20 protein-coding genes and 1 pseudogene are annotated in these 21,216 nt (G+C 72.3%); 10 read left to right on the forward strand and 11 right to left on the reverse strand.

The features are described 5' to 3' along the window. Positions 1-171 precede the first annotated feature (171 nt). On the forward strand, positions 172-2,259 hold the full coding sequence (locus IE172_RS31980) for a HEAT repeat domain-containing protein (RefSeq protein WP_190100851.1): 2,088 nt from the start codon (positions 172-174) through the stop codon (positions 2,257-2,259). A 51-nt stretch (positions 2,260-2,310) separates the two neighbouring features. Here IE172_RS31980 and IE172_RS31985 read toward each other — a convergent pair whose 3' ends face one another. Further along, on the reverse strand, positions 2,311-2,904 hold the full coding sequence (locus tag IE172_RS31985) for an HD domain-containing protein (protein ID WP_190100852.1): 594 nt from the start codon (positions 2,902-2,904) through the stop codon (positions 2,311-2,313). Between the two features lie 177 nt (positions 2,905-3,081). Here IE172_RS31985 and IE172_RS31990 point away from each other — a divergent pair, with 177 nt between their 5' ends. Beyond that, on the forward strand, positions 3,082-3,624 hold the full coding sequence (locus IE172_RS31990) for a hypothetical protein (protein ID WP_190100853.1): 543 nt from the start codon (positions 3,082-3,084) through the stop codon (positions 3,622-3,624). A gap of 19 nt (positions 3,625-3,643) precedes the next feature. Here the strand turns inward: IE172_RS31990 and IE172_RS31995 are convergent, their stop codons facing one another. Together IE172_RS31995 and IE172_RS32000 are read right to left on the reverse strand one after the other, a co-directional pair. Then, a complete protein-coding gene (locus IE172_RS31995; protein ID WP_190100854.1) occupies positions 3,644-4,036 on the reverse strand; it encodes an SCO5389 family protein in 393 nt (130 codons plus the stop codon). A gap of 52 nt (positions 4,037-4,088) precedes the next feature. Beyond that, complete coding sequence (locus tag IE172_RS32000; RefSeq protein ID WP_190100855.1) at positions 4,089-5,087, reverse strand: ATP-binding protein; 999 nt, start codon at positions 5,085-5,087, stop codon at positions 4,089-4,091. A 206-nt stretch (positions 5,088-5,293) separates the two neighbouring features. On the opposite strand from IE172_RS32000, the gene IE172_RS32005 reads away from it, so the two are divergent. Next, on the forward strand, positions 5,294-5,740 hold the full coding sequence (locus tag IE172_RS32005) for a DUF5959 family protein (protein ID WP_190100856.1): 447 nt from the start codon (positions 5,294-5,296) through the stop codon (positions 5,738-5,740). Between the two features lie 112 nt (positions 5,741-5,852). Here IE172_RS32005 and IE172_RS32010 read toward each other — a convergent pair whose 3' ends face one another. Continuing rightward, positions 5,853-6,623, reverse strand: a complete 771-nt coding sequence (locus tag IE172_RS32010; RefSeq protein WP_190100920.1) for a CDP-alcohol phosphatidyltransferase family protein — start codon at positions 6,621-6,623, stop codon at positions 5,853-5,855. 109 nt (positions 6,624-6,732) lie between these two features. Here IE172_RS32010 and IE172_RS32015 point away from each other — a divergent pair, with 109 nt between their 5' ends. The 5 genes and pseudogenes from IE172_RS32015 to IE172_RS32035 all read left to right on the forward strand — a co-directional run. Then, entirely contained in the window at positions 6,733-7,728 is a 996-nt protein-coding gene (locus tag IE172_RS32015) for a zinc-dependent alcohol dehydrogenase (RefSeq protein ID WP_190100857.1), read from the forward strand. A 114-nt stretch (positions 7,729-7,842) separates the two neighbouring features. After that, positions 7,843-8,241: a 6-pyruvoyl trahydropterin synthase family protein gene (locus IE172_RS32020; RefSeq protein WP_190100858.1), complete on the forward strand. Its 399-nt coding sequence runs from the start codon at positions 7,843-7,845 to the stop codon at positions 8,239-8,241. Further along, complete coding sequence (locus IE172_RS32025; protein ID WP_190100859.1) at positions 8,238-9,455, forward strand: glycosyltransferase family 4 protein; 1,218 nt, start codon at positions 8,238-8,240, stop codon at positions 9,453-9,455. The genes IE172_RS32020 and IE172_RS32025 overlap by 4 nt, the downstream gene beginning before the upstream one ends. Beyond that, positions 9,452-10,519 (forward strand): class I SAM-dependent methyltransferase, encoded by a 1,068-nt coding sequence (locus tag IE172_RS32030; RefSeq protein ID WP_190100860.1) that lies wholly within the window; start codon positions 9,452-9,454, stop codon positions 10,517-10,519. Before IE172_RS32025 ends, IE172_RS32030 begins: the two co-directional genes overlap by 4 nt. Then, positions 10,516-11,412 (forward strand): annotated as a pseudogene (locus IE172_RS32035) (lysylphosphatidylglycerol synthase transmembrane domain-containing protein); the annotation flags it as partial. The gene IE172_RS32030 and the pseudogene IE172_RS32035, both read left to right, overlap by 4 nt. Positions 11,413-11,675: 263 nt before the next feature. Here the strand turns inward: IE172_RS32035 and IE172_RS32040 are convergent. Further along, positions 11,676-12,443 carry a creatininase family protein gene (locus tag IE172_RS32040; RefSeq protein WP_190100861.1) on the reverse strand — a complete coding sequence of 256 codons (768 nt, stop codon included), beginning with the start codon at positions 12,441-12,443 and terminating at the stop codon, positions 11,676-11,678. Between the two features lie 41 nt (positions 12,444-12,484). Between IE172_RS32040 and ribA the strand changes: the two genes are divergently transcribed. Next, a complete protein-coding gene (ribA, locus tag IE172_RS32045; protein WP_190100862.1) occupies positions 12,485-13,144 on the forward strand; it encodes a GTP cyclohydrolase II in 660 nt (219 codons plus the stop codon). 1 nt (position 13,145) lies between these two features. On the opposite strand, the gene IE172_RS32050 is transcribed toward ribA, so the two are convergent. Continuing rightward, positions 13,146-14,375, reverse strand: coding sequence for a serine hydrolase domain-containing protein (locus IE172_RS32050; RefSeq protein ID WP_190100863.1), 1,230 nt, complete (start codon positions 14,373-14,375; stop codon positions 13,146-13,148). 49 nt (positions 14,376-14,424) lie between these two features. On the opposite strand from IE172_RS32050, the gene IE172_RS32055 reads away from it, so the two are divergent. Then, positions 14,425-14,871, forward strand: coding sequence for a PPOX class F420-dependent oxidoreductase (locus tag IE172_RS32055; protein WP_190100864.1), 447 nt, complete (start codon positions 14,425-14,427; stop codon positions 14,869-14,871). A 28-nt stretch (positions 14,872-14,899) separates the two neighbouring features. On the opposite strand, the gene IE172_RS32060 is transcribed toward IE172_RS32055, so the two are convergent. The 5 genes from IE172_RS32060 to zwf form a co-directional block, all read right to left on the reverse strand. Next, entirely contained in the window at positions 14,900-17,293 is a 2,394-nt protein-coding gene (locus tag IE172_RS32060) for an ATP-binding cassette domain-containing protein (protein ID WP_190100865.1), read from the reverse strand. Between the two features lie 459 nt (positions 17,294-17,752). After that, entirely contained in the window at positions 17,753-18,337 is a 585-nt protein-coding gene (locus IE172_RS32065) for a histidine phosphatase family protein (protein WP_190100866.1), read from the reverse strand. 4 nt (positions 18,338-18,341) lie between these two features. Continuing rightward, positions 18,342-19,226: a phosphogluconate dehydrogenase (NAD(+)-dependent, decarboxylating) gene (gene gnd / locus IE172_RS32070; RefSeq protein WP_190100867.1), complete on the reverse strand. Its 885-nt coding sequence runs from the start codon at positions 19,224-19,226 to the stop codon at positions 18,342-18,344. A gap of 121 nt (positions 19,227-19,347) precedes the next feature. After that, complete coding sequence (opcA, locus tag IE172_RS32075; protein ID WP_190100868.1) at positions 19,348-20,283, reverse strand: glucose-6-phosphate dehydrogenase assembly protein OpcA; 936 nt, start codon at positions 20,281-20,283, stop codon at positions 19,348-19,350. Further along, a partial coding sequence (zwf, locus tag IE172_RS34960; RefSeq protein ID WP_229886664.1) for a glucose-6-phosphate dehydrogenase occupies positions 20,280-21,216 on the reverse strand: 937 nt, incomplete at its 5' end. The genes zwf and opcA, both read right to left, overlap by 4 nt.

Below are 21,216 nucleotides of genomic sequence, written 5' to 3' on the forward strand. Positions count from 1 at the left end.
GGCAAAACCCACACCCAGGCCCTCCTCCGCCTCGCCCGCCACCGCATCAGCGTCCTGTTCGCCATGCTCCGCGACGGAACCTTCTACGAGCCGAGGACCCCTCGACTCGCTTGACGAAGGACATAGAGGCACCCCCCCGCGTTGTCAGTGCCTCACTGCATAGTTCGGCTCATGTTCGACGGACTGCACGACATCGACTGGTCCTCCATGGACCATGCCTACGGCTCGGCCGAAGAGGTACCCGCGCTGTTGCCAGCGTTCCGCTCTCCGGACGCGGAGGAGCGGCGCAAGGCGTTCAGCCGGTTCCACGGTGCTGTGCACCACCAGGGCGACGTCTATCCCTGCACGGCGGCCACCGTGCCGTTCCTGTTCGAGCTGGCGGAGGACGCTGCCACACCCGACCGCGCGGCGGTCGTCGACCTGCTGGTCAGCATCGGCCGCATCGCCGTCGACCGGTGCGAGGAGCAGTACGCCCATGCGTCGGGGCACGCCGAAGCGGCGGCCCTGATGCGTGAACGGGCGGATAAAATTGTCGAGTTGGCCTCGGACTCTGATCCGCGGGTACGACGGGCCGCCGTGCGCGGGGTGGGCCTGTTCGTCGACGACGCTGAGCGTGCGGCCGCCCTGCTGCGCGACCGCCTGTCGGCCGAGTCGGGTGTCGTTCACCGGCTGCTGGTGGTCGAGACGATGGCGACCTTGGCCCTCCGCCTGCCGGCCGTCGCGGGCGAGGCGATGCGGTGGTTCGACGCACTGGCCGCCGAACCGACCCTCGACCCCCGCACCCGGCTGGCCGCCGTGGTCCACCGGGCCCGCTGCTCCCCGCACGACATCGCCGAGGACGTCGTACCGGCCGCGATCGGCCTGCTGCGGGAGACGGCACGGTCCACGGTGCCCGCCGGCACATGGGCGGACCCGCCCAGCCGTACGCCTGCGGCGGCAGCGGCCGACGACGTGCCGGCGCAGGTGACCGCGGCCTTCGAGGACCTCGACCGGCATGGGCGTGTGCACGCACCCACCACGGAGCTCCTGCGCACCTTCCACGAAGTACTGGAAGGGCGGCTGCCCCAGCGCACGGTACTCCTGGCGGAGCAGTTGCGGGACCCCGATCCCGGCACCCGCCTGGACGCGCTGCGGATGACTGCCGAGTTCATGAAGTCGTGGCGCGGTGACCACGCGGTGCTCATCGGGCTCGTAGCCGGACAACTCGGCGCGACCGACCCCGAGGTCGCCGCGGAGGCGGCGGCCGTTCTCGAAGCCTGCCACCCGCTTGCCGAGCCGGCCCGGGAGGCCCTGGCCGCACAGGTCGCCGCGCAGCGGACGGAGCACGGACCCGACGTGTGGGCCGCGCCGCGGCCGCACGTGCGCAGAGCCCACCAGGAAGCGGTCCGTGCACTGGCCCGGCTCGGCGACGCGCGAGCCCTCCCGAGCCTGCTGACGGCACTGGACAGCGGAGTCGACAGCTGGCGCGCGGTGGAGGTCGCCCGGGCTCTGCCGCAGGCCGCCGGTGACCTCGTGCCGCGGCTCCGCGCTCATCTGCGGCACATCGACCTCACGGGGCAGTGGGTCGAGATGAGTGCGAACGCGCTGCTGTCGGCCGTGGCGGCGCTCGGTGATCCGGCGGCGGTGCCCGACGTCGCCGGGGTCCTGGAAGGCGCCGTCCGTCACGAGCGGGGAAGCGTCACGAGGTCCGCCCTGGCGGCGCTGAAGGCGTTCGGACCCGGAGCGGCACCCGCTCTGCCCGTGGTCCGGGCGCTGACCACCGGCACGGACGCCCACGTCGGGCCGGCCGCGGTCGCCGCGCTGTGGGCGATCGGCGGCGACCGGGAGGAGGTCATGCCGCTGTTGCTGGAACTGCTCGACGAGAGCATGTCCTTCCGCGTCCGTGACGCGGCCGACGTGCTCGGTGAGATCGGACCTCCGGCCGCTGCGGCACTGCCCCGGCTGAGGGAACTGTCGACGCATGCAGACGAGTGGGTCCGGGTGCACTGTGCGGCGGCGGTATGGGACATCGCGGGGGAGACCGAGGCCGGTGCCGTCCTGGACGTGCTGCTCCAGGCGTGGACGCGGAACTCGAGCACGGCCGGCCGTGTCGTGACCTGCCTGCGCCGCATGGGCCCCGCCGCCGCTCCGGCGCTGCCGCACCTGCGCGCACACCTGGCCGTGGCCCGCCGTGACTGGTTCCTGGGCGTCGGCCGTGACGAGGAGCTTCAGCGGGACGTCCGCGCCGCCGTCGAGCGGATCACCTCCGTCACCGTGTGAGCTCCCGGACCTCCGGCTCCCGGGCGGGCCCGGACCGGCGGCGGGCGGCCGTCACGCCTCGGCGTACGGCACCGGCCGGGTGAGGTCCGGGTCACCGAACTCGGCACGCAGGGCGTGGAAGGCGGTCACCTTGTCGTCGCCGAATCGGCGGACGTAAGTGGCGTACTCGTCGGGGGTGAGGAACGCCGACGGCCGGGACTTGCTGTGGAACTTGTCCGCGTACATCACCAGGCGCTCCTCCGGCGTCACCGCGAGGTAGTCGGCGGGCGGGAGGGGCAGGCCCTGGTCGATGACGTCGTGGCGGGTGAGGCCCACGCCGGTGTGGTGGGAGCAGAAGCGGCGCAAGGGCTCGGGGAAGCCCTCCGCTTCGAGGATCTCGTGGCCGAGGAGTCCGTGGCGGATGTAGTTCTGGTGGTCGAGGCGTCCGTCCTCGCCGTAGAGGCGGTAGACGCCGATGTCGTGGAGGAGGCAGCCCGCGCGGACCAGCTCGGCGTCGAGACGGGTGAGGCCGGGTGTGGAGGAGAGGAGCTGTTCGGCGACGCTCCAGACGATCTCGCAGTGCGTGTGGACGAGGGTGAACGCCTCGGGGGTGGGCGCGTACTTCTCGTGCAGCGCACGGATCTCGTCAGGGGCCGGAATCCTCATCGGGGGAGCGTAGCAACCGCTGGTCGGGGCGGGGCGGGGAGTTCCCGACGAGGCGCGATTCACGCGATGAGGTGATGCTGCCCGGCGGGGGCACGTGAGGGAGTCGCGGGCCGTTCGAGCTGGTGACGGGACATTCCGTCCCCTTCACATCTCTCCTCACGGTATCGGGGGCACACCATGGGCCTGCACGTCCACCGCAACGCCGACGGCACGACGACCGGGCGCAACGACGCCAGCGGCTTCACGGTGACACATGCGGACGAGGAGGAGGTGAAGCGGCGGCTGTACGAGGACGCGGGGTGGGAGTACGCGCCGCCACCGCCCCCGGTGCCGCCCGGATTCCACCGGTTCTCGCTGGTGCACGAGGAGTTCCGGGCGTCCGGCTTCGAGGACGAGCGGTACGCGGGGCTGCTGGCGCGTCCGCCGGAGGGCTGCGTGCCCGTCGACCGGGGCTGCTTCGCCCTGACGTGCGAGCGGCCGGGGAAGACGCTGATGGACGCGGTCGCCGGCACGGTCGCGGAGATCCGCCGCGAGCACGGACTGGTGATGAACAGCCTGGGTGTCGAGAAACCCCAGGAGTGGTTCGACGCCGACACCAAGAACGGGTACGCGGCCGAGGTGGTCGCGCATCTCGTCCTGATGGCCGCGCACCGTGCCCGGCTGCTCGGGTACGGGCGCAAGGACATGGCCCGGCTACTCGATGCCGCGGGGGTCGAGTAGCCGGACGGGGAGGGGCGGGTCAGCAGTCCCTGAACTCCGGGGACTGGTTGAGGATCTGGGAGCGGACCGAGGTGAAACGGCCGTGGCTTTCCCCGCCCCTCGTCTCCGGGCGGAACGCTGCCACCCGGTGGCAGTTCTGGAAGGCCAGGGCCACGCCGAAGTGCCGCTCCAGGCTGCCGCGGATGGCGTCACTGGCGAGGGCGCGCAGGAGCTGGCCGCGTTCCCGCTCGGAGGGCGGCGGGGTGCGGTTGTCGGTGAAGTCGGCGGTGCCGGACCGGAGATCGGCGGCGAGGGAGGCGATCAGGTCGTAGGCGTAGGGGAGGGACGTGCGGACGGTGTCCACGAAGTCCTGCTCTCGGATGTCACCTTGCTCGGCTTCGGCGAGCAGCTTCGGGGAGACGTCGAGGGACATGAAGAGATCCGTTTCCGGTCGGGGGACGAGGAGGTGGTGCGGGTCGGTGCGGTCAGGCGAGGGCGGCCGGGCCGGGGACGAAGTCCGGGTCAACCTGGGCGGCCAGGTCCTCGCCGGTGCGTGCGTCCGCCCAGGCGCGGGCGTTGCGCAGGTGGAACTCGACGGCGTGGCGGTGGAGGCGGTCCCAGTCGCGGGACTGTGCGTCGACGGTCTCGCGGAGCACGTTCAGGGCGTGGCGATTGTGCGGCTCCAGCGGGTCCGGCGCGTTCGGCGCGTCCGGAGCGTCGGGGGTGTCCGTGGCCTGCGGCGGAACCCGGCCCTGTTCGGCCGCACGCACCCAGTCCGAGTGGACCAGGTGGGTCAGCAGGTCGTCCCCCACCTGCTCCTTGAGGAAGAGGAGGTCGTCCTCGCCGGTCACCTTGTTGCCGACGACGGTGATACGGATGCCGAACTCGCGGGCGTGGTCGCGGTACTGGCGGTAGACCGAGACACCCTTGCGGGTCGGCTCGGCGACCAGGAAGGTCAGGTCGAAGCGGGTGAACAGGCCGGAGGCGAAGGCGTCGGCGCCGGCGGTCATGTCGACCACGACGTACTCGCCGGGACCGTCGACGAGGTGTCCGAGGTAGAGCTCGACCGCGCCGAGTTTGGAGTGGTAGCAGGCGACACCGAGGTCGCTCTCGTCGAACTCGCCCGTGACCATCAGCGGGACTCCGCCGGCCCGGGAGACGTGCCGCGTGTGCAACTCGTCGTCGCCCAGGAGGCGCAGGAGACGTGAGCCCCGGCCGGGCGGCGTCGTCTTGATCATGGAGTCGGGGGTGGAGATGCGGGGGTTGGTGCCGCGCAAGAGGGCCTTGACGGCGGGGAGGTCAGGACCCAGGGGAGGAGGCGTCCGCGGACGCTCCTCGCCCGGGGCGAGTGCCTGCGCCAGGTGCTGGTTGATGTCGCCGTCGATGGCGAGAACGGGGGCTCCGGAGCGGGCCAGGTGGCGGGCGAAGAGGGCGGACAGGGTCGTCTTGCCGCTTCCGCCCTTGCCGACGAAGGCGATTCTCACCGACGACACCCCGCCTTGTTGAAAATGAATGTCATGTGGGTAAGTTCTAGAGGTGTGCTCGAGGGCTCGTCAAATCTCCCGGCCGTGTCCGCCCCGGTGGTCACCCGATCGACGCGCCGACGACAGGAAACCGACCGCGAAATGGAGTGGAGGCCGGTCTCCGGGCAGGCGAGGATCTCCCGGCACCCACCGATGAAAGGACAGCCATGCGCGACGGTCCACCGAAGGAGCTCATCTCCTTCGCCGACGACGAGGGGAACAGCGTGACGGTCACCGTTCTCGGGCGTGACCCGCGATGGACCGCCGGGCTGGAGGCCGAGATCGTCGTCAGGACGCCCTTCGTCTCCGGCCGGGTCGACCTGGCCCTGTACGCATCGAGACTGGAGAGCTGGGCCGATGCGCTGGACCGGCTCGACGCGGGCGAGGACGTCGCCTGGATGGAGAGGAGCAGCGGGCCGTCGGTCTTCGTCCACCTCACCGGTGACCGTGATTGCCCGGAGGCGGTCGTCGAGGACGAGTCCGGATCCATGGTCACCGTGCGGGTGCCGTTCGTCCCGCCGGACGACTGGATCGCCGATCACCGGCAGCGCCTGCGCCGGGTGCGGGACCACTGGGTTCCGATGCTGTCGTCCCAGGGAGACGCGTCACCGTAGGCCGGGGCTCGGCCCGCTCTGCTCGCTCGGGGCGGTGGCCGTGGTTCGTCGCGGCGGCCCTCCGCGGTGCGGGCGGGCGGGCCGGGGCCGGCCCGCGGACACCGGCCGGGCGTCAGCCGGCGACCAGTTCCCGCCGCACCTCGTGCGCGGACGCGGACGCGGTCACCGCCGGTCGCGACGTCCGCAACAGCCACAGCACATCGCGGCCGAACGACCACACCAGGAGGCCCAGCGCCAGTACCACCACGGCGACGTTGACGGCGTGGGGCAGCAGGGCCGCGCCCGCCACCAGCAACAGCACACCCTGAAGCGCGGCCACCGTCTTGCGGGCGGTGCTCGGCGGGAGCGGGGCGGTCAGCCAGGGCCAGACGCGTGCGGCGGCCACGAAGACGTACCGCATGCCGCCGATCAGCAGCACCCAGGCACCCATCGCCGTCGACACGTACACGCTCAGCACCAGGATCAGGAAGGCGTCCACCTCCATGTCGAAGCGGGCACCCAGCGGAGTGGACGTACCGGTCCTGCGGGCCACCTTGCCGTCGACGCCGTCGAGGATCAGGGCCACGGCGGTCAGACCGACGAAGAGCGAGACGGGCGGTGAGTCCTGGAACGAGTCGGCGACCAGCGCGGTGACCCCGCCGACCAGGGTGGCCCGGCCGAGGGTGACCCGGTTCGCCGCGCCGAAGGACCGCAGCCGCGACCGGTGCAGGGCCCGGGAGAGCACCGCCCAGGTGGCGATCGCGAACGCGAGGCCGGTCAGCCAGCCCGCGGGGCCCATCCCGATCGCCGTACCGATCAGGGCCAGCAACAGGATCTGTACGCCCGCCCCCACGGCGGTCTCCTGCTGTACGGGCCTCGCGTCGTAACCGTTGTTCAGGGCCACCGAGCATTCCTCCGGCCGTGTGACAGAGTCGATCAAGGCCGCTACCTTGTGCGCGGCCCGTGCACCACTCGTTACGCGTGCAGCTTCCCGATCGTTCAGGAGGACTTCGATGAACCGCACCGCCCGTGCGTTCTGGCTCGACTCGCCTGGCCGAGGGGAGATCCGTGAGTTCACCCTGCCGGCGCCGGGTCAGGACGAGGTGCTGGTGCGTTCGCTCTACTCGGGCGTGAGCCGCGGCACCGAGACGCTCGTCTTCCGCGGCGGAGTGCCCGAGAGCCAGCACTCCGCCATGCGGGCACCGTTCCAGGAGGGCGACTTCCCGGGGCCGGTGAAGTACGGCTACCTCAACGTGGGAGTGGTGGAGGAAGGGCCCGCGAACCTCACCGGGCGCACCGTCTTCTGCCTCTACCCGCACCAGACCCGTTACGTCGTGCCCGCCCACGCCGTCACCCCCGTTCCCGACGGCGTGCCCGCCGGGCGGGCCGTGCTGGCCGGCACCGTGGAGACCGCCGTCAACGCGCTGTGGGACGCGGCGCCGCTGGTCGGTGACCGCATCGCTGTGGTCGGTGGAGGGATGATCGGCTGCTCGGTCGCCGCGCTGCTGTCCCGCTTCCCCGGCGTACGCGTCCAGCTCGTCGACGCCGACCCCGCGCGGGCCAGGACCGCCGACGCCCTCGGTGTCGGGTTCGCGCTCCCCGCGGACGCCCTCGGCGACTGCGACCTCGTCGTCCACGCCAGCGCCACCGAACAGGGACTCGGCAGGGCACTCGAACTGCTCCGCCCCGAGGGTACCGTCGTCGAACTGAGCTGGTACGGCGACCGGAAGGTGAGCCTCCCGCTGGGCGAGGCCTTCCACTCCCGGCGCCTCACCGTCCGCGGCAGCCAGGTCGGCACCGTCTCCCCGGCCCGCGCGAACCGCAGCTACGCCGACCGGCTCGCCCTCGCCCTCGACCTGCTCGCCGGCCCCGCCCTCGACGCCCTGATCACCGGCGAGTCCGCCTTCGAGGACCTGCCCGACGTCATGCCCCGCCTCGCCTCCGGCGACCTCCCCGCCCTGTGCCACCGCGTCCGCTACGCCGGCCCGGACCGGAACACACACGCCTGACCTCAGAAAAGAGGTAGCGGACGCTGAACAGGGGAAGGCAGTCAGCCGTACTACACGGCATCCCCGCCGGAGATCGGCCGGGGAACAGACGCGCCGCACCTGGAGGGTCGTCCGTTGTTCAGCATCACCGTCCGCGATCACATCATGATCGCCCACAGCTTCCGCGGCGAGGTCTTCGGACCGGCCCAGCGCCTCCACGGGGCCACGTTCCTCGTGGACGCCACGTTCCGGCGCGAACAGCTGGACGAGGACAACATCGTCGTCGACATCGGCCTCGCGACACAGGAACTCGGGGCCGTCGTCGGCGAGCTGAACTACCGCAATCTCGACAACGAACCGGACTTCGCGGGGATCAACACCTCCACGGAGTACCTGGCCAAGGTCATCGCCGACCGGCTCGCCGAACGCATCCACAAGGGCGCCATGGGCGAGGGAGCCAAGGGCATCGCCAAAATCGCCGTCACGCTGCACGAGTCGCACATCGCCTGGGCGAGTTACGAGCGTGCGCTGTGACCGACACGACCGTCCACAGGGCCGGCACGACGGCCGGCCGGGCCGGGACCGCCCGCCTGGACTACGTTCCCCAGCAGGCGTCCTTCCCGAGGAACGGCGGGATCATCCCCATGTCCCTGCGCACCGTGCACTTCGTGATGCCGGCGAGTGTCGACGACCCGGCCGCGCCGAGCGGCGGCAACGCCTACGACCGCCGCGCCTGCCTGGACCTGCCCGGCTTCGGCTGGCAGGCGCACCGGCACGCGGTGGCCGGCGACTGGCCCCGGCCCGACGCCGCCGCCCGGGCGGAACTCGCCCGCACCCTGCGTGAACTGCCGGACGACAGCGTCGTCCTGCTCGACGGGATCGTCGCGTGCGCCGTGCCCGAGATCATGGTTCCGGAGGCGGAGGAGGGCCGGCTGCGCATGGCCGTCCTCGTCCACCTCCCGCTCGGCGACGAGACCGGACTCGACACGGCCGTCGCCGCCGAACTGGACACCCGGGAACGCGCGGTACTGCGAGCGGTCCCCGCCGTCGTCGCCACCAGCGACTGGGCCGTCCGCCGCCTCGTCGCCCACCACGGCCTCGCCCCCGAACGCGTCCACGTCGCCGCACCCGGCGCCGACATCGCACCCCTCGCGCCCGGCACCGACGGGGTGTCGCGGCTGCTGTGCGTGGCCTCCGTGACACCCCGCAAGGGGCAGCACCGCCTGGTGGAGGCCCTGGCGAGCGTGGCCGACCTGCCGTGGAGCTGCTCGCTCGTCGGCGGGCTCGGACACGACCCCGCCTACGTCGCCCACCTGCGCGGCCTCATCCGCGCACACGGCCTGCAGGACCGCCTCGAACTGGCTGGACCGCGGACCGGGGCGGCACTCGACGCGAGCTACGCCGCCGCCGACCTGATGGTGCTCACCTCGTACGCGGAGACGTACGGCATGGCCGTCACGGAGGCGCTGGCGCGCGGCATCCCGGTGCTCGCGACCGACGTCGGCGGACTGCCCGAGGCGGTCGGCCGCGCACCCGACGGAGGGGTGCCCGGCATCCTCGTCCCGCCGGAGAACCCCGCCGCCCTCGCGGCCGAACTGCGCGGCTGGTTCGGCGAGGCGGACGTACGACGCCGGCTGAAGGCGGCCGCCCGCAGCCGGCGGGCCGCGCTCGGCGGCTGGGCGAGCACCGCGCAGAGCCTGGCCGCGGTACTGCGCCGGCTCCCCACCCAGCCCCGGAGGGCCGCATGACCGAACCGGCGACCGCCACCCCGTACAGCGGCACGATCCCGGCCCAGCCCGGCCCCCGGGACGTCACGGACGCGCTGCCCGGCCGGCCAGGGAGCACCGTGGAACCCGAGAACCCCGAGGACCCCGTCGGCGCGACGACATCCGTCATCCCCGGCGCCGGCCCGTCCGCGTCCCGCCCCGGGGAGCGGGCCACCCTGCGGCTGAGGGACGGCGGCGACGGCGGCGACGGCGAACCCGCCCGCTACGCGCCCGAGTGGCTCCAGCTGCGCGAATCGGCCGACGCCGCCGCCCGCGCGTACGAACTGCTCGACCCGCTGCGTATCCGGCTCGCCAACCTGCCGGGCCGGGCGGACGGTTTCGTCATCCACGACATCGGCTGCGGCACCGGTTCGATGGGCCGCTGGCTCGCACCCCACCTCGACGGTGCCCAGCACTGGGTGCTGCACGACCGGGACCCCTACCTGCTGCACTTCGCCGCCGTCGCCTCCCCGCGTTCCGCCGCCGACGGCTCGCACGTCACCGTCGAGACCCGGCGCGGTGACGTCGCCCGGCTCACCTCCGACGCGCTGTCCGGTGCCTCCCTCGTGACGGCGTCGGCGCTGCTCGACGTCCTCACCCGCGACGAGCTCGGCGCGCTCGCCGCCGCCTGCGCCGGGGCCGGCTGCCCGGCCCTGCTGACGCTGTCGGTGGCGGGACGGGTGGAGCTGACCGCGCCGCACCCCATGGACCAGGAGATCACCGAGGCGTTCAACGCCCACCAGCGGCGGGACGGCCTGCTCGGACCGGACGCGGCCACGGCCGCCGCCGAGGCGTTCGCCGAGCACGGGGCGACCGTGAAGCTCAACCCGAGTCCCTGGCGTCTCGGGCCGGAGCAGGCCGCGCTGACCGAGCAGTGGCTGCGGGGGTGGGTCGGCGCGGCGGTGGAGGAACGGCCGGAGCTGGCCGCACGCGCCGGGACGTATCTGGCCGAGCGCCTGGAGGCGTGTGCGGAGGGGGAGTTGCGGGTGGTCGTCCAGCACACCGACCTGCTCGCCCTGTGCCGGCCGGTGGGCGGGACCGGATGAGTTCCGGGACGGCGGAGGGGGCGGGGGCCGCCGGCGGGGACGGCCCGCGCGGTCTGCTCGCGCGGGCCAACACCCCCGCCGTGCGCGCCCGTCTGGGCACCCTCGCCGGTGTCGTGATCCTCGCGGTGCTGTTCTGGCGGCTCGGTACCGGGGCCTTCGTGGACGGGGTCCGGCGCATCGACGGGGCCACGCTGCTCGCGGCGCTCGGGATCGGGCTGGTGACCACCGTGTTCAGCGCCTGGCGCTGGGCGTTGGTGGCGCGCGGGATCGGGATCCGGCTGCCGTTCGGGGCGGCCGTCGCGGACTACTACCGTGCCCTGTTCCTCAACGCGGCACTCCCCGGGGGAGTCCTGGGCGATGTGCACCGGGCCGTGCGGCACGGCAAGGACGCGGGCGACCTGGGGCGGGGAGTGCGGGCGGTGGTGCTGGAGCGGACGGCCGGCCAGCTCGCCCTGTTCGCCGCCGGGGGTGTCGTGCTGGTGACCATGCCGTCGCCGGTCCTCGGAGAGGTACGGCAGGCGGTACCGGTCGTCGGGCTCGGGGTGCTGGGGGCCGGGGCGGTGGCACTCGCGCTGCGGATGAACCGGACGCCGGCGGCCCGGCCGGGGCGCGGGACCGGGTGGGGGGTGCGGATGCTGGGCGAGGCCCGGGTGGGGTTGTGCTCCCGGCGGAGCGCGCCCGGTGTTCTCGTGTCCTCCGTCGTGGTGCTCGCCGGGTACGTGGCCATGTTCGTGCTGGCCGCCGAGGTCGCCGGAGTGACGGCGTCGGTGGGGGAGTTGCTGCCGCTCGCCGTGCTGGCGCTGCTGGCGATGGGACTGCCGCTGAACGTGGGGGGCTGGGGGCCGCGGGAGGGGGTCACCGCCTGGGCGTTCGGGGCGGCGGGGCTCGGGGCGGGACTGGGCCTGACGGTCGCGGTGGTGTACGGGGTGCTCAGTCTGGTGGCGAGCCTGCCGGGAGCCGTGGTGCCGGCGGTGCGGTGGTACGGCGGGGTGCGGCGTGGTGGCGGCGCTCGCTCCCTCGCCCCCGCCGCCGCTTCCCTTCCGGTCCCCGCGGGCGTTGCCCCCGGACCCCAGGCCGGCCCGCGGCCTCGTCCTCCGGCGCCGGACGGGCCGGGAGCCGGGCCCAGGCCGCCGGGGGCATTCCCCCGGCAGCGTTCTCAGGAGTCCGAGGTCAGCAGTGAGAAATACGTGCCGAAGGATTCCGCCAGGCTCGCCAGGAGTTGCTTGCCCTTTTCCGCCGAGGCCAGGGAAGGGCGGCCGATGACGCCGGAATCGGTGTAGGCGGACATGCCGAGGGTCAGGAGATGACGGCGGTCGTCGGCCACGTGGTCGGAGGTCTCAAATCCGGGGCGGAGCAATTCGGGATGAGTGTGCAGAAGGATGGAGGTCTCGATTTCTCCCGCGTGCATGTCGGTGAGCAACGAGGTGACCACGCCCGCTTCTTCGCGTGCCGTCTCCCAGTCCTCCGCTGCCGGGTACAGCGCCATCCGCTCGCCGCGGGCGGAGGCCTCCTGAACGGCGTTGCCCAGCACGTAGTTCCCGCCGTGGCCGTTGACCAGGACGAGGACGTCCACGCCCGAGCGGCGGAGCGAGTCGGCGATGTCCCTGATCACCGCGTGCAGGGTCGTGGAGGAGAGGGAGACGGTGCCCGGCCAGGCCGCGTGCTCGTGCGAGCAGGAGATCGTCACCGGGGGGAGGAGGTGCACCGGATGGGTGCCGGCGATCTCCCGCGCGATCGCGCAGGCGACCAGCGTGTCGGTGGCCAGCGGCAGATAAGGACCGTGCTGCTCGAAACTCCCGACCGGAAGTACCGCGATCCGCTGTGAGACGCCGGCTCCCCGCATCCGTACATCCTCTGTAGTATCCGCCGGCAACAGACCGTGCACCGGGCCGTATGCCGCCGACCGCTTGTGTGAACCACCCATATCGTCACGGCCTTTCGTCTCTGCTTAGGAACTCGGGAATCATGACAGAAAAAGTAGGCGTACTCGGCAAGAAGCCTCAGCGGCGGACCGGTGTGGAACGCGTCGTGAATGTGCCACTGCCCACCGTGTACGGGAAGTTCCAGGCGGTCGGTTATCTGGACCACGACCGCGGTGACGAACAAGTCGCCCTGGTCCACGGCGATCCGGGCCGGGACCGGGTCCTCACCCGGCTGCACTCGGAGTGCCTGACCGGTGACGCGTTCGGCTCCCAGCACTGCGAATGCGGCGACCAGCTGGCGGCGGCGCTGCGCGCGGTCGTCGCCGAAGGCGCGGGCGTGGTCGTCTACTTGAGGGGCCACGAGGGACGCGGCATCGGTCTGCTCGCCAAGCTGCGGGCGATGGCGCTGCAGGCGGAGGGACTCGACACCGTCGAGGCGAACCTCGCCCTCGGCCTGCCGGTAGACGCCCGCGACTACGCCGTGGCCGCCGGCATGCTCCAGGACCTGGGAGTGCGGTCGGTGCGGCTGATGTCCAACAACCCACGCAAGCGCGAGGCGTTGGTGCGGCACGGCGTCCAGGTCGCCGAGCAGGTTCCGCTGCTGATACCGCCGTGCGAGAGCAACATCACCTACCTGCGCACCAAGCGGGAACGTCTCGACCACCACCTGCCCCATCTGGACGCGGTCGCCCACCTGTCCTGAGTCAGCCGGTCACCGCCTCGTGCACCAGCCGCTTGAGGTCTCGGAAGACGGTGTGGGAGGACCTGGGCCGCACCTGCGTGCAGAACTGCACGGTCAGGTCGCGGCCCGGGTCGACCCAGAAGGTCGTGGTGGCCACCCCGCTCCAGCCGTAGCTGCCGGCACTTGACGGGGACTGCGTGCGCGACGGGTCGATGACCACGGAGACGCCGAGACCGAAGCCGACGCCGTCGTTGCCGGGTTGGTCGTGCGCGGGCCGGCTGCCGAAGGCACGCAGGTCGGCGTCGCCCGGAAGGTGGTTGCGGATCATCAGGTCCACGGTGTCCGGGGCGAGCAGCCGCACACCGTCGAGCTCGCCGCGCCGGCGCAGCAGTTCCATGAACCGGTGCACGTCGTGGGCGGAGGCCACCATGCCGCCGCTGCCGGACAGGAAGCGGGGCCGGCCGCGCAGCGGGAGTCCCGGGATCGGCTCGATGCCGCCGTCGTCCGACTCCCCGTACAGCTCCGCGAGGCGCGTCACCCGGTCGTCGGTGACCTGGAAGCCGGCGTCGCTCATGCCGAGCGGACGGAAGACCCGCTCGGCGAGGTACTCGTCCAGCGGACGGCCGGACACCACCTCGATGATCCGGCCCAGGACGTTCGACGCCACCGAGTAGTTCCACTGGGTCCCGGGATCGAACTGCAGTGGCAGGCTCGCGTACACGTCGGTCGTCCCGGCCAGGTCCTGCCCCGGCGCCACCGACGACTCCAGACCGGCCGCCCGGTACAGCGCGTCGACGGGATGGGCGTGGTAGAACGCGAACGTCAGCCCGGCGGTGTGCGTCATCAGATGCCGTACCAGGAGGGGGCCGGCGGCCGGACGGGTGCGGACCCGGTCACCGGAGCCGCTCTCGTACACGCGCGGTTCCGCGAAGGCGGGAAGGTGACGGCCGACCGGGTCGTCCAGCGACAGCAGCCCCTCCTCCACCAGCATCAGCGCGCCCACCGTGGTCACCGGCTTGGTCATGGAGTAGATCCGCCACAGCGTGTCGCTCTCCACCGGCAGCCCGGCCGCGACGTCCCGCGCCCCGTACACCGTCAGGTGCGCGACGCGTCCGCCCCGGGCGACGGCGACCAGGAACCCGGGCAGCCTCCCCTCGTCCACCAGGCGGGCGAAGTGCCCGTCCAGACGCTCCAGCGCCCGCACGTCCAGCCCGGCCGCCTCGGGGCCGGCCTCCTGCCGCAGTACTCCCATGGCACTCCTCGGGGGGAACACCGGCCCGGTGCGGACCGTTGATCGAGTCATGACCCAGGACGCCGAACAGAACGCACTGCTCGCCCTGCTCTCCGAGGGGAGCGGCGGAGTGCTCGTCACACTGAAACGCGACGGGCGGCCCCAGCTGTCCAACGTCACGCACGCTTACTACCCCGATGAGGGCGTCATCCGCGTCTCGCTCACGGACGACCGCGCCAAGACCCGCAACCTGCGGCGCGACCCCCGGGCCTCCTACCACGTCACCACCCCCGACCGGTGGGCCTACACGGTGGTCGAGGGCACCGCCGAGCTGTCACCCGTCGCCGGTGATCCGTACGACGGGACGGTGGAGGAACTCGTCCGGCTGTACCGCGACGTGGGCGGCGAGCACCCCGACTGGGAGGAGTACCGCGCGGCGATGGTCCGCGACCGCCGGCTGGTGCTGCGCCTGCGGGTGGAACGGGCGTACGGCATCCCGCGCGGCGCCGGGACGTAGCCGGCCCCGGCGCCGCGCGGGAGAGCGCTCAGGCGCCGACGTACTGCGCGAGATGTTCACCCGTGAGGGTGGAGCGGGCGGCGACCAGGTCGGCGGGCGTTCCCTCGAAGACGACCCGGCCGCCGTCGTGACCGGCGCCGGGGCCGAGGTCGATGATCCAGTCGGCGTGCGCCATGACCGCCTGGTGGTGCTCGATCACGATGACCGACTTGCCGGAGTCGACCAGCCGGTCCAGCAGCGCGAGCAACTGCTCCACGTCGGCGAGGTGCAGGCCGGTGGTCGGCTCGTCGAGGACGTAGACGCCGCCCTTGTCGCCCATGTGCGTGGCCAGCTTCAGCCGCTGCCGCTCACCGCCGGAGAGCGTGGTGAGCGGCTGGCCCAGGGTGAGGTAGCCGAGACCGACGTCCGCCATCCGCTCCACGATCTTGTGCGCGGCGGGGATCCGCGCCTCGCCCTCGCGGAAGAACTCCTCCGCCTCGGCCACCGACATCGCGAGCACCTCGCTGATGTCACGGCCGCCGAAGCGGTACTCGAGGACCGACGCGTCGAACCGCTTGCCGCCGCAGTCCTCGCAGGTGGTGGAGACACCGGCCATCATCCCCAGGTCGGTGTAGATGACACCGGCGCCGTTGCAGGTGGGGCAGGCGCCCTCGGAGTTGGCGCTGAACAGCGCCGGCTTCACCCCGTTGGCCTTGGCGAACGCCTTGCGGATCGGGTCGAGCAGTCCGGTGTAGGTGGCCGGGTTGCTGCGCCGGGAGCCGCGGATCGGGGTCTGGTCGACCGCGATCACGTCCTCCTCGGCGGGGATCGAGCCGTGCACCAGGGAACTCTTGCCGGAACCGGCCACGCCGGTGATGACGGTGAGCACGCCGAGCGGGATGTCGACGTCGACCTCGCGCAGGTTGTTCGCCTTCGCGCCGCGGATCGCGAGGGTGCCGGTGGCCTCGCGGACCGTGTCCTTCACCGAGGCCCGGTCGTCGAGGTGGCGGCCGGTGACCGTGTCGCTGGCCCGCAGACCCTCCACGGTGCCCTCGAAGCAGACGGTGCCGCCCGCCGTTCCGGCGCCGGGACCGAGGTCGACGACGTGGTCGGCGATGGCGATCGCCTCCGGCTTGTGCTCCACCACCAGCACCGTGTTGCCCTTGTCCCGCAGGCGCAGCAGCAGGTTGTTCATCCGCTGGATGTCGTGCGGGTGCAGGCCGATGGTGGGTTCGTCGAAGACGTACGTGACGTCGGTGAGGGAGGAGCCCAGGTGCCGGATCATCTTGACCCGCTGCGCCTCGCCGCCCGACAGGGTGCCCGACGCCCTGTCCAGCGAGAGGTAGCCGAGTCCGATCTCCACGAACGAGTCGAGGGTGTGCTGGAGCGCGGTCAGCAGCGGCGCCACCGACGGCTCGTCGATGCCGCGGACCCACTCGGCCAGGTCCCTGATCTCCATCGCGCAGGCGTCGGCGATGGAGATCTTCCCGATCTTCGACGACCTGGCCCCCTCGGTGAGCCGGGTGCCGTCGCACTCGGGGCAGGTCGCGAAGGTGACCGCCCGGTCGACGAACGCCCGGATGTGCGGCTGCATCGACTCCCGGTCCTTGTTGAGCATCGACTTCTGCAGCTTGGGGATCAGCCCCTCGTAGGTCAGGTTGATCCCGTTGATCTTGATCTTGGTCGGCTCCCGGTACAGGAAGTCGTGCCGCTCCTTCTTGGTGTACTCGCGGATCGGCTTGGCCGGGTCGAAGAAGCCCGACTCGGCGATGACCCGCACCACCCAGCCGCCGCCCGTGTACGTGGGGATCGTGAACGGATCCTCCGAGAGCGACTTGGAGTCGTCGTAGAGCTGGGCGAGGTCGATGTCGGACACCGTGCCCCGGCCCTCGCAGTGGGTGCACATGCCGCCGGTGCGGTTGAAGGACACCTTCTCGGTCCTGGTCTTCTCGGCCCCGCGGTCGACCGTGAAGCCGCCGCTGGCCTGGATGGAGGCGACGTTGAAGGAGAACGCGCCGGGCGGGCCGAAGTACGGCTTGCCGAGCCGGCTGAAGAGGATGCGCAGCATCGCGTTGGCGTCGGTGGCCGTGCCGACCGTGGAACGGGGGTCGGACCCCATCCGCTGCTGGTCGACGGTGATCGCGGTGGTCAGCCCCTCCAGCACGTCGACCTCGGGGCGCGCCAGCGTCGGCATGAAGCCCTGCAGGAAGGCGCTGTACGTCTCGTTGATCATCCGCTGCGACTCGGCGGCGATCGTGTCGAAGACGAGTGAGCTCTTGCCCGAACCGGACACGCCGGTGAACACGGTCAGACGGCGCTTGGGGAGTTCGACGCTGACGTCCTTGAGGTTGTTCTCGCGCGCGCCGTGCACGCGGATCAGATCGTGGCTGTCGGCGGCGTGCGGTTCGGCCGGCTGCCGGTCCGTCCTCGTGACCTTGCTCATCGTCCTCCATCCGTCGGGCGGGGCCGCCGTCGCGGGCTCCGCCGGCGTCCCCCGGTGCGGTCCGGGAACGCGTCCGGTCGCAGTGGCCGTGGTCCGCCCTCTTTCGAACAGGCGTTCCCGTTCGTGTGCCGTGCCAAGGCTAGGCTAGGCGGGGGGCGGGCACCGGCGCTTCTCGATTCCTGACCGGTCGGGGAGGTGTCGCACGGCCGGAGGGGGCCGGGTGCCGTTCCACGGCCGTACCGAGTCTTCCGCGGGCGGGGGCCGGGCCGGATATCCGGTGTCGGTGTCCCGGACCGCGCCGACCGGCGGGGCGGGGGGCTTCTTCGCCCCCGCCGCCCCTTCCCGTCCCGTCCCCGGGGGCTTCGCCCCCTGACCCCCTTCGCGCAGTTCCCCGCGCCCCCTCGCTTCCGCCGCGGCTTCCCGTCACGTCTCGCCCCTCGGGTGCGGGGAGCCGGGTTGTCAGGGACGGGTGTTCCACTCCGCGACGACCGGACTGCCGTGTTCCAGGGACAGCCGGCACAGGCTGCCCGTGTCGAGGCGGAACAGACGGCCGTCGGCCGGGGGCAGGCCCAGACGGCGGGCCGTCAGGACGCGCAGCAGGTGGCCGTGGGCGACCAGCACGACGTCCCCCTCGTCCAGTGCCCCGGCCAGCCGGGACAGCACCCGGTCCGCGCGCTCGCCGACCTGCTCCGCTGACTCTCCGGGGAACTCACGGCCGGGCGGCACCCCGTCCGTCCACAGGTCCCAGCCGGGCCGGGTGCGGCGGATGTCCGCCGTGGTGATGCCCTCGTAGCCGCCGTAGTCCCACTCCCGCAGGCCGGGCTCCGGCACGGCACCGGTCAGGCCCGCGAGCTCCGCGGTGCGCCGGGCACGGACCAGCGGGCTGGTGAGCACCAGCCCGAAGGACCGGCCCGCCAGCAGCGGGGCGAGGGACCCGGCCTGCGCCTCGCCCCTCGGAGTCAGCGGCAGATCGGTGCGGCCGGTGTGCCGGCCCGTTCTGCTCCACTCCGTCTCACCGTGCCGCGCCAGCAGCAGATCACCCACGCCGTCAGGGCTTCCTCGCCGACTCGACGGCGTGCCCGCCGAACTGCGCGCGCAGCGCCGCGACCATCTTCATCTGCGGCGAGTCCTCCTGCCGCGAGGTGAACCGGGAGAACAGGGAGGCGGTGATCGCGGGCAGCGGCACCGCGTTGTCGATCGCCGCCTCCACCGTCCAGCGGCCCTCGCCCGAGTCCTCGGCGTAGCCCCGCAGCCGCTCCAGGTGCTCGTCCTCGTCGAGGGCGTGCACCGCGAGGTCCAGCAGCCAGGAGCGGATCACGGTGCCCTCCTGCCAGGAGCGGAACACCTCCCGCACGTTGTCCACCGAGTCGGCCTTCTCGAGCAGCTCCCAGCCCTCGGCGTAGGCCTGCATCATGGCGTACTCGATGCCGTTGTGAACCATCTTCGCGAAGTGGCCCGCGCCGACCTTGCCGGCGTGGACGTAGCCGTACGGCCCGTCCGGCTTGAGCGCGTGGAAGATCGGCTTCAGCCGCTCCACGTACTCCTCGTCGCCGCCGACCATCAGGGCGTAGCCGTTCTTCAGGCCCCACACACCGCCCGAGACGCCCGCGTCGACGAAGCCGATGCCCCGGGCACCCAGCTCCTTGGCGTGCTTCTCGTCGTCCGTCCAGCGGGAGTTGCCGCCGTCCACGACGACGTCACCGGGTTTGAGCAGGCTCGCCAGCTGGTCGATGACGTTCTGGGTGACGGTGCCCGCCGGGACCATCACCCACACCGCGCGCGGCCCGTCGAGCCGGTCCACGAGGTCGGACAGGTGGTCGACGTCGGAGCGGTCGGGATCGGTGTCGTACCCGATGACGGTGTGGCCGGCGTTGCGCAGGCGCTCGCGCATGTTGCCGCCCATTTTGCCGAGACCAACAAGACCGATCTGCATGTCAGTTCACTTCCTGTCTTCACGGTGGGCGGCCGCCGGCGCGGCCGTTGACGGGTCGGGGCCGCGGACGGGACCGGCGGCCGGGGCGGCCCGCCCCGGGCACCGGGCCGGTCCGGGCACCTCAGGCATGAGCGGGCACCTCTCCGGCGGACTCGCCGCGCAGCGCCACGGCGTACATCTCGTCCGCGTCGAGGCGCCTGAGCTCCTCGGCGATGAGTTCGGAGGTCGGGCGGACCTTCAGCGCCAGCCGGCGCGCGGGCTGCCCCGGCAGGGTCAGGGTGGCCAGCGGGCCCTCGGGGCGCTCGATGACGACCTCGCCGTCCGCGGTGCCCAGCCGGACCGCCGTGACGACCGGTCCCGCGGTCACCACCCGGTGGACGGTGACCCGCAGCCGCGCCTCCAGCCAGCGTGCCAGCAGCTCGGCGGCCGGGTTGTCGGCCTCGGCCTCCACGGCCGCCGACGTCACCGTCTCCCGCGTCTGGTCCAGGGCCGCGGCCAGCATGGACCGCCACAGCGTCAGCCTGGTCCAGGCGAGGTCGGTGTCGCCGGGCGCGTAGGTGCGCCGCCGGGCCCGGAGCACGTCCATGGGGTTCTCGACCGCGTACAGGTCGGTGATCCTGCGCTGGCCCAGCGCGCCCAGCGGGTCCCGTGCCGGGTTCTCCGGCGCGTCTCCCGGCCACCACACCACCACCGGCGCGTCCGGCAGCAGCAGCGGCAGCACCACCGAGTCGGCGTGCTCCGACACCTCGCCGTAGGTCCGCAGCACCACCGTCTCGCCGGTGCCGGCCTCGGAGCCCACGCGGACCTCGGCGTCCAGCCGGGAGTGCGTGCGCTCGCGCGGGTTGCGGGTGTGCCGCTTGATGACGACCAGGGTGCGCGAAGGGTGCTCGTGCGAGGCCTCCTCCGCCGCCTTGATCGAGTCGTAGGCGTTCTCCTCGTCCGTGACGATCACCATCGTCAGGACCATGCCCACCGCCGGTGTGCCGATGGCGCGGCGGCCCTGCACCAGCGCCTTGTTGACCTTGCTTGCCGTGGTGTCGGTCAGGTCGATCTTCATGGCCTGCGCCAGCTCCGTCCGTCTCGTGCGAGCATCTCGTCGGCTTCCGCGGGCCCCCAGCTGCCCGACGCGTACGGGGCCGGCCTGCCGTGCGACGCCCAGTACTCCTCGACCGGGTCGAGGATCCTCCAGGACTCCTCCACCTCCTGATGCCGGGGGAAGAGGTTGGCGTCCCCCAGCAGCACGTCCAGGATGAGCCGCTCGTACGCCTCCGGGCTGGACTCGGTGAACGACTCACCGTAGGCGAAGTCCATGGTCACGTCCCGCAGCTCCATGGAGGTCCCCGGCACCTTGGAGCCGAACCGGACCGTCATGCCCTCGTCCGGCTGGACCCGGATCACGACGGCGTTGTGGCCCAGTTCCTCGGTGGCGCTGCTGTCGAAGGGGGAGTGCGGGGCCCGCTGGAAGACGACGGCGATCTCGGTGACCCTGCGGCCCAGCCGCTTGCCGGTGCGCAGGTAGAAGGGGACGCCCGCCCAGCGGCGGTTGTCCACGCGCAGGGTGATCGCGGCGTAGGTGTCGGTGGTGGAGTCCGGGTCGATGCCCTCCTCCTCCAGGTAGCCCCGCACCTTCGCACCGCCCTGCCAGGCGCCCGTGTACTGTCCGCGCACCGTGTGCCGGCCGAGGTCGTCCGGGAGCCGTACGGCGCGGAACACCTTCAGCTTCTCCGTCAGCAGCGAGGCCGCGTCGAAGGAGGCGGGCTCCTCCATCGCGGTGAGCGCCATCAGTTGCAGGAGGTGGTTCTGGATGACGTCGCGGGCGGCGCCGATGCCGTCGTAGTAGCCCGCGCGGCCGCCGATGCCGATGTCCTCGGCCATGGTGATCTGCACGTGGTCCACGAAGGACCGGTTCCAGGTCGGTTCGAACATCGTGTTGGCGAAGCGCAGCGCCAGGATGTTCTGGACGGTCTCCTTGCCCAGGTAGTGGTCGATC

The organism is Streptomyces griseoflavus (genome assembly GCF_014649995.1).
GTDB classification, from domain to species: domain Bacteria; phylum Actinomycetota; class Actinomycetes; order Streptomycetales; family Streptomycetaceae; genus Streptomyces; species Streptomyces griseoflavus.